Below are 12,523 nucleotides of genomic sequence, written 5' to 3'. Positions count from 1 at the left end.
CTCTAACCCTTGCTTGGGTTTACCCCATCGCTGCTAGCCATCCCCCCTTTCAGGTTTCGGCTAAACGAATCGCACCTACTCCCTTATTATATGCGATCGCCCGGATCTGATATAATTCAGTAACATTGGCATAGTAAAAATAGCGATCGCACTGTTTAGTCTGAATGCTTTCAAGGGGGTTCACCATAAAATTGCAGGAATTTTTATAAGTTACCGATTCAAAGATTAGTAAACCCTACACTGCAAAAGCGCCACTTCCTCCCTTCCAAATTTAGTTAAGCAGGCAAGAAATGATAACTGGTGGATTAGATAAAACGCTGAGTGTTGGAACTGAATTATACAATCTGACGTGAGTAAACCTGAGAACTACCTTGAAAAACACCTAGGGGGTAACTCTTGAGTCCTGTATTTAGTTACAAATTTTTACGTTAAAGTTGGGTATATATCATAAACCTTTGAAAAAAAGCTTTTCTTAATCATATCTTTATTTTTCTCTGCGAGTGGGACTGGGAGGGAGGCTGTAACAGCAAAGGGTTCGGTAAAATAATTAAAGTTTGTTGAAATTTATAAAAATAGCTGCAATACTTTGTAATGTAAAGAGGAAAGTTGAAAAATATCTAAAGACAAACTAATTGGATTGCGATGTCGCTAAGGTAGTATATATGACGGTTTGTCACAGAAAAAGAGTGTTAAGCTCGGCTAAGCTCAGCAAAAGTAAAAGCTCGCTATTTCATTAAGTTCGATCGATAACAAAGGCTAAGGTAAAGTTCATGGCAAACTCAGTTTTAAATCAGCCAAACGCAGCAGGAGTGCAGTGGCAGCCAAAAGATATTATCCGCGGCTTAGTGTGGAAAATTGCGATCGCAACCTGGCTGTTAATGGCTGTAGGCAGCGCCACGCGAGTCATGAATGCGGGGCTCGCTTGCCCCGACTGGCCGCTGTGCTACGGTCAATTAATACCTGCAGCGCAAATGAATTTGCAGGTATTTCTGGAATGGTTTCACCGGTTGGACGCAGCAGCAATTGGCTTAAGCGCGATCGCACTTTTAGGACTATCTTTGTTTTACCGCAGCCGCCTGCCAAAATGGCTGCCGATTGCGAGCGCCGGAGCACTATTTTTAATCGTTTTTCAAGGCGTATTGGGCGGCTTGACAGTAACACAACTGCTGAGATTTGACATCGTTACCGCTCACTTGGGAACAGCTTTACTATTTTTTGGCGCCCTGCTAGTCATCGGTTTCATGCTGACTCCCTACGAAGCTACAGGAAATGTCGGCAAATTAGCTTGGGTAAGTTCGATCGCAGCATTGTTAGTTTACCTGCAAAGTTTGCTAGGAGCATTAGTAGGCTCTAGATGGGCACTACACCAATGTTTGATCTCCTCAGAATTGTGTTCGGTAATGAACAGCCACATCGCCGGTATCGTACCAGCTACAGCAGCGACTTTAGCCGTAGCAGTGATGGCTTGGCGGCAGCCTGCACTGAGCCCAAATTTGCGGAAACTGGCTAATTCGGCGAGTGTTTGCCTCATTGCTCAATTAGTTCTGGGATTAGCCACTTTCCGGCTGCACCTTCAGGTAGAACCGCTGACAGTCGCCCACCAAGCAGTCGGTGCTGCTTTGCTGGGAACCCTGATAGCTTTTAGTGTTTTAGCTTGGCGCGATCGAGTTTTATCAGCTTGAGAGATAAGACTAAAGTAAGAGGCGGCGGGTTTATTAATTCTTGTAGCTACATCAAATATTTCTTGTAAAACCCGCCACTCCAACCTAATGACTAATGACGAATTCGCAAATAATTACTAACAGCTTACAACCGATGCAAGAAATCCTTACCAACGACAGTCCCCGTCTCCACGAAAACTTTTCGCAAGTCGTGAAAAGTTACTATCAACTAACAAAACCCAGAATTATTTTACTGCTGCTAATCACCACCTCAGCAGGAATGTGGATGGCGGCCAAAGGAGAAGTAGATCCGCTATTACTGGTATCAACTATTACTGGAGGCGCTTTAGCTTCTGCGTCGGCGAATACGATTAATTGTGTTTACGACAGCGACATCGATTATATTATGGAGCGCACCCGGTGGCGGCCGATTCCTTCGGGGCGCGTCAAGAAGCGGGATGCTTTGATATTTGCGATCGCCCTAGCTACAATATCCTTTACATTGCTCACAGTTGTTGCCAACTTATTAGCCGCATTGCTAGCAATGTCAGGCATCGTTTTCTATGTCCTAATTTACACCCACTGGCTGAAGCGCCACAGCGTGCAAAACATCGTCATTGGCGGTGCAGCAGGGGCGATTCCGCCGCTAGTTGGGTGGGCTGCGGTTACGGGAGATTTGAGTTGGGGCGCGTGGCTGCTGTTTGGGATTATTTTCCTGTGGACACCGCCGCATTTTTGGGCATTAGCAATGATGATTCGCGATGAATACAAGGAAGTAGGCGTGCCGATGTTACCCGTAATTGAGGGCGACGAAGAGACAGCCCGCCAAATTTGGATTTACACGCTATTGATGATTCCTGCAACTTTGCTGCTAGTTTATCCCCTGCATTTAGCGGGCGCGGTGTATGCGGGAACAGCTATTTTCCTCGGTGCTATTTTTGCCCAAAAAGCTTGGTTGCTGTTGCAGACTCCAGAGGATAAGATTGTTGCGCGATCGCTCTTTAAATACTCTATTCTGTACCTGATGCTATTGTGCGCCGGAATAGTGGTTGACAGTTTGCCGGTGACTCGTAATTTTACTACTGCTGTTGTACAAAATGTGCAAACTTTGATTAGTGCAGTTGTGATGTAGTCTGCTTTTAGAGCCCCGAATTCTTAGAGAATTTGGGGCACTGGGTATATTGTAAAATTTAAAGTGGAGGAAAGTTCGGATGGCTGAGAATACTGTGAAAGTAGACATCTCATTTCAATCACTGCTGGAAGCTATTTCGTCACTGGGAATTGCTGAAAGATACAAGATATGGGAATTTTTGGAAGCTGAATTATTCCCGAATGAGGACGATTCTCCAGAAGACATTGCCGAAATTGAAGCGGCCCGTGCTGATTACAAAGCTGGAGATTACACAACTTTCGATCGATATATGGCACAACGGGCAAATTGCTGAGGCAAGTTAATGCGGTTTCTGGCAAATGAAAACTTTCCACCAAGTGACTTGACCATTTCGACCGATGAAATTACCCAACGGAGAGAAGGCACTGCTTGGCGACAAGCTTGAGCGATACTCACTAAATATGCAGCATCCCAAAGGAAAAGATAAAGCCATCCTGTTTAGAAATCGATTGGGAATTACACTAGAAAACAAAGCTATTTTAGAAGTCGCTTTATTAGAATGTGCGGTCAATCAGGAGGCAGAAATTTATAAAACCGACAACTATGGAACCCAGTATGATATCAAATCTTTCATGACTACGGAAACAGGAAGCTCTTGGGTGCTGTCATGTTGGATGATTCGCACCGATGAAGACTTTCCTAGGCTAACTAATACCTATCCTGTCAATAAGTGAGGATACTGTGATGACGTTACACGAGTATGATGTTGTTGCCTTGACAGAAGAAATTCACGCAATCCATAAAGCAACCTATCAGCCAATTTTGCTGCGACCGGGACAAGTGGGCACTATTCTCATGAGCTTTGACGATCGCGCTTATCTAGTAGATTTTGCCGATGCTCAAGGTAATACCTATGCAATGGAAACCGTTCCTTCAGGAAAACTCATGCAACTCGTTTATGAGCCACTTCCTGTTTACGCCTAACGCACAAATAATACTTTACAGAGTTTTGAGGTTGAAATGGCGATCGCAGAATTAGATCACGGCGTGAGTTTCGGGCGATAAATGAAGTAAGCTAAAGACAAAGATTTTAAACAATTTTAAGCAATGCCAGCATCCGTTGCTTATCTGTTTGACAGAATTACAGTGAACCCAAGACAATGTGGCGGTCGTCCCTGCATCCGGGGAATGCGGATTCGAGTCATCGATATCCTAGAGTTGCTGGCTGCGGGTGAGCAAATTTTTAAGTTTATCGAAGAATTTCCAGACTTGGAAATTGACTATATTAAAGCTACGCTTCTGTATGCAGTCCGCAAGCTCGATCGTCCTGTTTTAGCCGCATGACAATTAGGTTGAATTTTCATCGAACGGCAGCAATTGCTATGTGAATTAGTGCCACTTTTGGTGACATACATCAGCGATCGATCGGCGGTATTTTTCTCTTCTATTGGGTATTGTACCGCAACTGCGATACAATTATAAGTCCGACTGCTAGATTTTCGTAAACTCGTAATCAGTTGATATATTTCGGGAATGTCTGAAAAAACTCTGCTAAGTGAAATTGTTCATTGTCCCCATGCACGAGAGTGTCAAGAAGATCTTTCTGTTGAAAATCCATGTCGTAAAATTGTTGACTCTCAAAATGCAATTGGGTTAGAAAAATTTCAAGTGCCTGAACCTTGGAGTGGACAGATAGAGCAAGCACCCATTCTCTTCCTGAGTTCAAATCCATCAATTGGCTCTGATGAAGATTACCCAACTTGGGATTGGTCATGTAGCGAAGTACACGATTATTTCAATTACCGTTTTGGAGGAGGACGTAAGCACTGGATCGTTGATGGTACAAAATCCTTGCTAAAAGACGGGAAATATAGTCGCTCTACTCGATTTTGGGCAGCGGTTAGACAACGTGCGATTGAGCTACTTCAACGGAACGTTAGTCCAGGCATTGATTATGCGCTTACCGAGATAGTGCATTGTAAGTCTCGTGCCGAAACTGGTGTAGAAGAATCACAGGAGCAATGTGTGGAAGCCTACTTGTTGAGAGTTTTAGAACTAGCAAGAGCAAAAGTGATAGTGGTACTGGGGGCACGCGCAAAGCAAGTGATTCAAAGCCAATTCAAGATCTCTACAGCCAATTCAATATCCGAGTTCGTTGAGATAGGGAATCGTGAAAGATTTTTTGCTTTTCTCCCCCATCCAAATGCTCGGACCCACCGTTCTTTTGCTAAGTGTTTACAGGGTGATGAAGTTGAAAAGTTACGCGCTTTTTTGCGGTAGCATCAAAATACGGCAAGAGATGCGCGCACTCGAACAACGCCAATGCACCCGACCGTCGAGATCCTGTCGGTGGCAGTCTGAGGTAATTTGCGGCGGGTGATTGGCAACGTTAGACCGCTAAATCTGAGTTGGGTAGTGGCTTGAATGTATCTATCAAATTCCAACCCAAAGGTGAATGCCATGCAAGCCAAACTTCAACAACAACTTTCTCCTGCTGATGCCGAAGTCATTTTGAGACGCTTGCCAGAACGAATTAAAGCGGCTCTAATTGCGCGTGCTGCGGAAATTGAATATCCGATCGCCATTTCAATCGCCATTTCGATCGCCAATTTTCTCGACACAGAAGCATTAGGTTTCGTAGATTGCAAACCAGGACGCGGGCAGTAAAATCGAGAAATCCCAGGCGATGAAGTTCGAGATAAGGTGAAAGCCCGATCGCTAAAATGATGAATAGATGTTGCTGCCAAGATAACCATGACCACCATCACCCTCAACCTTTCTCCCGAACTCGAACACCAAATCCGCACTGAAGCATCTCGACAGGGCGTTGAACCCGATCGCTACATCCTCAACGCCCTGCAAGAACGCCTCCAGCCTAAACTTCCAACCACCCAACCTACTGAAGCCGACTTGCTGCAACAAATTAACATCGGCTTTAGTGCACAAACCTGGGAAGAATACCATGCCCTCATCGCCAAGCGTCATGCCGAAACCCTGACTCCCGATGAACACAAGCAACTGATCCAAATGAGCGATCGCCTTGAACAACTCAATGTTGCCCGCATTCAAGCCTTAATTCAACTCGCAACCTTCCGCAACCAACCTCTGACGGAGCTCATGCAAACCCTCGGCATCAATCCTCATCCCGATATCGTTGATTATGTCTGAATCCCGCCTCACACAGCAGCAACGACAATTCATTAAACAACGCGCCAATGGTTGCTGCGAGTATTGTCTCAGTCAAGCTAAATTCTCTCCAGATCCCTTCTCCATTGAACACATTATCCCTCGCTCCAAAGGTGGCACCAGTGATTTGGATAATCTGGCGATCGCAGCTCATGGGTGCAACAATTTCAAATACAGTCATAGTGAGGCGATCGACCCCGTTACAGGTGGCTCCGTCCCACTTTATCATCCTCGACAGGATAACTGGAGCGAACACTTTACTTGGAGCACCGATTCGACTCAAATCTTGGGTTTAACACCGACTGGACGCGCTACCATCGATCGGCTGCAACTCAACCGAGAAGGAGTAGTCAATCTTCGAGGAGTCCTGCATTCTATCGCTCTACATCCACCTCACAATGATTCGTAATTGAATATCCGATCGCAGCGGCGATCTAAATGGCGATCGCCCTAATCTCGACACACGTTACACCAACGCCCCTAACGCTTTCAATGTCGATTTCTGAGCATTCCTCAATCCCGTTGCCCCTTGAATATTCATACCTTCAAACAGCCGATCGCCCATCAACGTCCGGTTACAGCCACCAGTTGCGACATCCCACACTTTAATGGTGCGAATGATAAATTAGGTCTTTTGGGCAATGATATAAACATGATTTTCAGGATACTGGTCATATTCGAGATGGCGGCAGGTGCAATGATGCTCAACCAGAATTTGCAGGAAAGTATCTACACCTAAAGTGCTGTAATCAAAGTCTTGACCTTGAAATGCTCCCGAAACCTCGCTGCTTGTATGTCCGCCGCCACAAGTGAACAGGAGCACTCCATTGGGTTCAAGCGCATCGCATAGCTTTTGTATCACAGGCGCTTGCTGGTTGATTGGCAGATGAAACGTGCTATCCCACGCTGCAATCAGGCTGTAAAGTTTCGGCGGCTGCCAATCACAAATGTCTTCCCGGTAAAAAGTGATTTCTGGATGTAGCTGGTGGGCTAAATTGATCATTTCGCTAGAAATATCAAGTCCTTCAGGCTGAAATCCATGCTTGGATAAGCTGTTAATAAAACGTCCGCTACTTCCACACCCGACATCAAGTGCTGCGTGCTGCTTACAAGTAAATTTGATCGCCCGTTCTAATTGGGCAATCCCGTAGGTTGAATCTTGATGCTCAGTTTGCCACCATTGGGCAATTCGGTCGTAGCGCGCCGATGTATCATTTGGCTGCATAGAGTCACCTCATAAGTGGCGATCGAGATTTTCAGGACAATTAAAATCTTTCTCCACGGTACACCCAGACTACGCGACCGCCCCTAACGCTTTCAATGTCGCTTTTTGAGCGTTTGTTAATCCCGTTGCGGCTTGAATATTCATTACATCTTGAACACTACCAAATTTTTCAATGTTTCAATTTCTGGCTGTCCGTGGGAAAGTGGCGATTTCTGTTGCAGATTCTGTCAGAGGGGGGCGCAGACAAAGATAAACTAGCGGCCCTAACAGCGGAACTAGAGAGACTGCCCAAAAAATGCGATCGTCCGAGAGTCCACGGCGTGCCATGTCGTCTCCCAGAAGTGAGGGAAATATTACAGCCATCAAGCAACAATCCCAAGTTATTAAATGCACAAAAGGAATTGATTGCCACTGCCTGACATAATCTCCCCAATCTCCATTTAACCAAGCCCAAGCTAACAGCCAAATAGTAGTTAGTAAAATTAAAAAGCCTGTCCACCGGGAGTCTGATATTTTGATCAACATATCTTTGCGGCCGGAAAATTCTTGCTGAGGCTGGCGCAGGACTAAGTAGGGAATTAAACCGATGATACCGGCGCCGTTGGAAGCGATGAAAGCAGGCAAGCGCGGATATATTTTGGGTTTTCTCATGAATGAATAGGAGGCAAGCATAGACCATCGGCCACACTCCCATGAAAGCAAATATGGTGACAAGGTAGGGGTTGATTCCTTCTAGCTGCAACTTGAGCATTTTTTTCATAACTGTTAGCGTTCCGGGCTGATCGAGAGCAGCTAGCAGCAAGGTCTAGGCAAGAAATGTTGCCCATAGCAACCCCTGAAACATTTTTGTTTTCATTAGATATAACCAGTAGTGGAAGCCGACTAAACTAAATTATGGTAAACTAACGGCCGAGTTAGCGCCGTCTATCTTAGGTCATAAGCAGTTCGATTGGAACAGCGGCTGGAAACCCCCTTTTAGTCCGAGGATGAAAGGATATACAGCAGGCGATCATTACTTTAGGCAGACGCAGGGGCCATGTCAGGAGAGATACATTTTAAAGAATCGGTTGTTTTTATTACAAAACCCCTTATAAAAGGAGTTTCAGCGGTGAACTTAATATCTGTAAAGGGACTCAAAGCGCTGGTACAACAGTTTGCTGTGTTGTGCGTCTCTATTTATATGCCAGTCTCTCAAGGAACAAAAACTCAACAAAATCCGATTCTGTTCAACTGATTTGGCGTAAGTCCCGCGCTGTAATTGTACTCAATTCAGCGTCGGGATAGAAGCCAAGCAATGTCTATGAAAAAGAGCGACAATTTACTGTTTCTCTAGCAAAAAAACCTGTAAAATATAAATGGTTGCGACCCACCCACTCGACTGCAAACAACAGGCTACAGTAGCAGTTATATGCTTGCCAAGGACAACTGCGAGAGAAAGGGGGAAAGAACAGACCGCTGGTTATTGGGATACGTCCTAATGTGAAATACAATCCAAGTTTGTTGTACGAACATAGTTTTTGGTGTTAGGAAATAGGACTTCTGCGTGGGTTCCCTATGAAGGGATAAAGGGTGTAAAAACCCAGAGATGCTGTGTCAGACTCGGATTGTCTTGGGTGACGAATATTCAGCAATGGATATCCCCAACAGAGCAACGGCAAACGAGACACGAAGCCCAAATTATAACGGTATTCCGTTTAGTTTGGGTATTTCACTTTACCAGGTTTAAACCAATGGAATCTACTTCAATGACAAATTCCGACAAACAAAACCAAACTAACACCGGCGATACCGAACGCTGGGCATCTTTAATTGGTGGCGGGGCGCTGGTGCTTTTTGGTTTGTCGCAGCGTTCTTTGCGAGGTGCTTTGCTGGCGGTTGCGGGCGGCGGTTTAGCGGCGCGCGGTCTGGGGGTTGTGGAGGGTTTGCAGTCTGCTGCAGATCCGAATCAAAGCATTAAAGTTGAAAAGACGGTGACGATCGACAAACCGGCTGATGAATTGTACCGTTTATGGCGCAATTTTGAAAATTTGCCTCGGTTTATGAAGCATCTCAAACACGTTACGGTAATAGATGAAAAACGTTCTCACTGGATTGCCAGCGCGCCGATGGGCAATAGTGTGGAATGGGATGCAGAGATTGTCCGCGAAGAAGAAAATCGCTTAATTGCTTGGGCGTCTGTGGAAGGATCTGATGTTGACAATTCGGGTTTTGTGCGCTTTCAACCGGCATCAGCGGGACGCGGTACTGAGGTAAAAGTTGTCATCGAATACAACCCTCCGGGCGGTGCAATTGGTGCTGGCGCTGCTAAACTATTTGGCGAAGCTCCCGAACAGCAAATTGCAGATGATTTACGTCGCTTTAAGCAGTTGATGGAAGCTGGGGAAATAGCGACTACGGAAGGTCAACCTTCGGGTCGCAAGTAATAAGTTAGAGGGTGTCCCCCCGATCTAAGCATCTTTGTTGTTTACCGGATTAGCTGATGTCATCTCAAGTGGTTTTCGGAAATGCGGGCGCTGAAGGTGCAAGTCGGGGCGGTTGGTTTGCGGGTCACTTTATGACGCCGGAAGATGACCCGCGATCGACTTCTGTTTTAGAGGTAAAATGGGGCACTCACCCCGCCGGAGATTGTAGGACTCAGTGGGCGGTAAATGCGGCAGCCACGACGCTTTCTATCCTGGTAAAAGGGCGGTTTCGCCTGCAATTTCCAGAGCAAGAAATCTTGCTTTCTCGCGAAGGAGATTATGCTCTCTGGCTGCCGGGAGTGCCTCATTATTGGTCGGCTGAGGAGGATTCGGTAATCGTGACTGTGCGGTGGCCTTCCCTACCGGGAGATAGTTCTGGAGTTAAGAATTAACTTTAACTTCGGGAACCAAAACGCGGCCGCTATAACCCGCACGCTGGTAGCGATCGATCGCCTCTGATGCGATAACACCCGCTTTTCCACTCTCCACGAGGGCTACGCAAGCACCGCCAAAACCTCCGCCCGTCAGCCTTGCGCCGAAAACTCCGGGGATTGACTGCAAGATGGCCGCCAGCGTGTCTACTGCCGGCACCGAAACTTCGTAGTCGTCGCGCTGACTCGCGTGGGAAGCATTCATTAACTCACCAAAACGTTTTGCTGGCAAAGATTTTACCGCTTCGAGTACGCGGTTGTTTTCAGTAACCACGTGCCGCGCTCGTCTTCTGAGGGGTTCCGGCAATACTTCGACAGCTTGGGGATCGGCTATATCCCTGAGAGCTTTAACTCCCAATATCCGCGCGGATTCCTCACACTCTGCGCGCCGCTTGTTGTAGCCGCTTCCTGCTGCCAGTTCGTGGCTTTCGCCACTGTCAATTATTAAAATTTCTGTGTTTATGGGGAAAGGTATCGGGCGGCATTCGAGGCTGCGGGTGTCGATCAATAGCATGGTGTTGGTGTCTGCTAAACTCGAAGCCATTTGATCCATGATGCCACAGTTCAAGCCGGCATATCGGATTTCGACTTGCTGTCCGATTTGAGCTAGCCGCACGTCGTCTATGGGGAGGTTCAGTAGGGCGCGCACTCCTCTGAGGGTTGCTATTTCTAAAGCGGCGCTGCTGGACAAACCGGCCCCGATCGGCACAGTCGAGGTAATGTAGAGATTTATTGGCGGTATTTTGTATCCTTCTTTTTCTAAAAGTCTCAGACAGCCACAGATATAAGTGACAAATTTTTGCGGTATGGTATCGTCGTCTGAATAATTTATGAGTTCGTCATATTCTGCTGAATAAAAATGGTGTCGATCGTCACTACTGAAGCCGATTTGTACTGTGGTGCGCTGGGGAATCGCTGTTGGAAGTACAAATCCATCGTTGTAGTCTGTGTGTTCGCCCAGCAGGTTTACTCTGCCGGGGGCGCTGGCTGTGGTTTTGGGTAATGTACCAAATACTCGTTGGAATTTCATTTTTGGGGAAGTGCTAATTGGTTCTTGGTTATTTGTTATTGGTTATTTGTTATTGGTTATTTGGAAAAACAGCTATCTCTGTCTCCGTGACTTACGTGTTGTGCTGTTGGTAATGGGGAAGAAATAAATTTATTTTTTATCGTTTGTCCTTATTATAGTGCCCAATTTTTTTGGTTAATTCAACCCCTGTTAACAAAAATAAACATCACCGTAGGTTGGGAAAAGATATTGAGTTGTGATAGAATGACAGGCTAAGATTTCTCCAAAAATTCAAAAAATGCGATCGACCCGACCCCGAAAACAGTTTGCTCAACATTGGCTCAAAAGCGAGAAAGCCTTAGATAAGATTGTGAAAGCGGCTTCTTTGAATGGCGATCGCGTCCTGGAAATTGGGCCGGGCACGGGGATTTTGACTCGACGCTTGCTACCTGCGGCTGAGTCTGTTGTTGCTGTGGAGATCGATCGAGATTTGTGTCTCAAGCTAGCAAAACAACTCGGCAAAACCGACAATTTTTTACTGCTGCAAGGCGACATCCTGGAAATGGACTTAGAGGCTGAACTAACAGCCTTTCCCAAATTCCAAAATCCCAATAAAGTTGTTGCCAATATCCCTTATAATATTACCGGCCCGATCCTGCAAAAACTGCTGGGAACGATATCTGTTCCTGCGGCTAAACCCTTCAATGCGATCGTACTGTTAGTGCAGAAAGAAGTGGCCCAAAGGCTTTACGCTAAACCGGGTTCGACAGCTTTTGGCGCGCTGTCAGTGCGGGTGCAGTATTTAGCAGAATGCGAGTTAATTTGCGATGTGCCGTCTAAAGACTTTTTTCCGCCGCCCAAAGTCGATTCTGCCGTGGTGCGGCTGCTTCCCAGACAGATAGAAACTCCGGCGGTTAATCCGCGCTATTTGGAGAATTTAGTTAAGTTGGGATTTGGTAGCAAGCGCAAGATGCTGCGAAATAATTTGAAAGGGGCTGTGGATTTAGATAAACTCGTTCAATTGTTAGAAGAGTTACAGATCAATCCTCAATCTCGCGCTGAAGATTTAAGCGTGGAGCAATGGGTAAATTTGAGTAATAATATTATGTGCGAGGTTTGAAGTTAACGATTCTGTTAGATACCCCAATTTTTAAAGAAGTCTGGTATCTGGATCTTCTGTTTTTTTATAGGTACTGATGCACAGTAATGGTTTAATAGATTAAATCCACATAAATTTCAGAGGTCACATTGACCGGGGTTATATAGGGCTTGCTGAATAAGTGATGGAAAATCAGGAGAGCAATTGATTGGTGATTCAAGCTAGAAGAAACATAAGTTTTTGTTGCCTATAATTGGCCAAGTTATAATTTCTGATAATAACTGATCCGTAACAAGGCGTTTTTTTCCGAAATCGGCACAAAAACACATAAAAAACCCG

Annotated in this window: 16 protein-coding genes; 13 read left to right on the top strand and 3 right to left on the bottom strand. The window is 45.8% G+C overall.

Annotation, left to right across the window (positions count from 1 at the left end; translation table 11 throughout):
* The first annotated feature begins 770 nt into the window (after window positions 1-770).
* From QUA83_RS29110 to QUA83_RS29065, 10 genes are all read left to right on the top strand, one after another.
* Window positions 771-1,682 carry a heme A synthase gene (locus tag QUA83_RS29110; RefSeq protein WP_333297623.1) on the top strand — a complete coding sequence of 304 codons (912 nt, stop codon included), beginning with the start codon at window positions 771-773 and terminating at the stop codon, window positions 1,680-1,682.
* Between the two features lie 133 nt (window positions 1,683-1,815).
* Complete coding sequence (locus QUA83_RS29105) at window positions 1,816-2,793, top strand: heme o synthase (protein ID WP_333297625.1); 978 nt, start codon at window positions 1,816-1,818, stop codon at window positions 2,791-2,793.
* Window positions 2,794-2,872: 79 nt separating this feature from the next.
* Window positions 2,873-3,106, top strand: a complete 234-nt coding sequence (locus QUA83_RS29100) for a hypothetical protein (RefSeq protein WP_333141274.1) — start codon at window positions 2,873-2,875, stop codon at window positions 3,104-3,106.
* Window positions 3,107-3,170: 64 nt separating this feature from the next.
* On the top strand, window positions 3,171-3,506 hold the full coding sequence (locus QUA83_RS29095) for a DUF6883 domain-containing protein (RefSeq protein ID WP_333297621.1): 336 nt from the start codon (window positions 3,171-3,173) through the stop codon (window positions 3,504-3,506).
* Between the two features lie 10 nt (window positions 3,507-3,516).
* Window positions 3,517-3,756 (top strand): DUF4926 domain-containing protein, encoded by a 240-nt coding sequence (locus QUA83_RS29090; protein WP_333297619.1) that lies wholly within the window; start codon window positions 3,517-3,519, stop codon window positions 3,754-3,756.
* Between the two features lie 123 nt (window positions 3,757-3,879).
* Complete coding sequence (locus QUA83_RS29085; RefSeq protein WP_333297618.1) at window positions 3,880-4,116, top strand: DUF433 domain-containing protein; 237 nt, start codon at window positions 3,880-3,882, stop codon at window positions 4,114-4,116.
* A gap of 189 nt (window positions 4,117-4,305) precedes the next feature.
* Window positions 4,306-5,052, top strand: a complete 747-nt coding sequence (locus QUA83_RS29080) for a uracil-DNA glycosylase family protein (RefSeq protein ID WP_333297616.1) — start codon at window positions 4,306-4,308, stop codon at window positions 5,050-5,052.
* Between the two features lie 144 nt (window positions 5,053-5,196).
* Complete coding sequence (locus QUA83_RS29075) at window positions 5,197-5,439, top strand: hypothetical protein (RefSeq protein ID WP_333297614.1); 243 nt, start codon at window positions 5,197-5,199, stop codon at window positions 5,437-5,439.
* 87 nt (window positions 5,440-5,526) lie between these two features.
* Complete coding sequence (locus QUA83_RS29070; RefSeq protein WP_333297612.1) at window positions 5,527-5,940, top strand: hypothetical protein; 414 nt, start codon at window positions 5,527-5,529, stop codon at window positions 5,938-5,940.
* Window positions 5,933-6,367, top strand: coding sequence for an HNH endonuclease (locus tag QUA83_RS29065; protein WP_333297610.1), 435 nt, complete (start codon window positions 5,933-5,935; stop codon window positions 6,365-6,367). The genes QUA83_RS29070 and QUA83_RS29065 overlap by 8 nt, the downstream gene beginning before the upstream one ends.
* A gap of 216 nt (window positions 6,368-6,583) precedes the next feature.
* On the opposite strand, the gene QUA83_RS29060 is transcribed toward QUA83_RS29065, so the two are convergent.
* Together QUA83_RS29060 and QUA83_RS29055 are read right to left on the bottom strand one after the other, a co-directional pair.
* On the bottom strand, window positions 6,584-7,183 hold the full coding sequence (locus QUA83_RS29060) for a class I SAM-dependent methyltransferase (RefSeq protein WP_333297608.1): 600 nt from the start codon (window positions 7,181-7,183) through the stop codon (window positions 6,584-6,586).
* 177 nt (window positions 7,184-7,360) lie between these two features.
* Window positions 7,361-7,855: a hypothetical protein gene (locus tag QUA83_RS29055; protein WP_333297607.1), complete on the bottom strand. Its 495-nt coding sequence runs from the start codon at window positions 7,853-7,855 to the stop codon at window positions 7,361-7,363.
* A gap of 1,073 nt (window positions 7,856-8,928) precedes the next feature.
* Between QUA83_RS29055 and QUA83_RS29050 the strand changes: the two genes are divergently transcribed.
* The gene (locus QUA83_RS29050) at window positions 8,929-9,606 is read left to right on the top strand and encodes an SRPBCC family protein (protein WP_333297605.1); all 678 of its coding nucleotides are present in this window, start codon (window positions 8,929-8,931) and stop codon (window positions 9,604-9,606) included.
* A gap of 56 nt (window positions 9,607-9,662) precedes the next feature.
* Entirely contained in the window at window positions 9,663-10,037 is a 375-nt protein-coding gene (locus tag QUA83_RS29045; RefSeq protein WP_333297604.1) for a signal peptidase I, read from the top strand.
* Here QUA83_RS29045 and galK read toward each other — a convergent pair.
* Entirely contained in the window at window positions 10,027-11,106 is a 1,080-nt protein-coding gene (galK, locus tag QUA83_RS29040) for a galactokinase (protein WP_333297602.1), read from the bottom strand. The genes QUA83_RS29045 and galK overlap by 11 nt on opposite strands.
* 277 nt (window positions 11,107-11,383) lie before the next feature.
* On the opposite strand from galK, the gene rsmA reads away from it, so the two are divergent.
* Complete coding sequence (rsmA, locus tag QUA83_RS29035) at window positions 11,384-12,205, top strand: 16S rRNA (adenine(1518)-N(6)/adenine(1519)-N(6))-dimethyltransferase RsmA (RefSeq protein ID WP_333297601.1); 822 nt, start codon at window positions 11,384-11,386, stop codon at window positions 12,203-12,205.
* Window positions 12,206-12,523 lie beyond the last annotated feature (318 nt).

The sequence above is a fragment of the Microcoleus sp. K1-B1 genome, from assembly GCF_036704705.1.
Classification (GTDB): domain Bacteria; phylum Cyanobacteriota; class Cyanobacteriia; order Cyanobacteriales; family Microcoleaceae; genus Microcoleus.
This window is presented reverse-complemented; position numbering and strand designations above follow the sequence as displayed.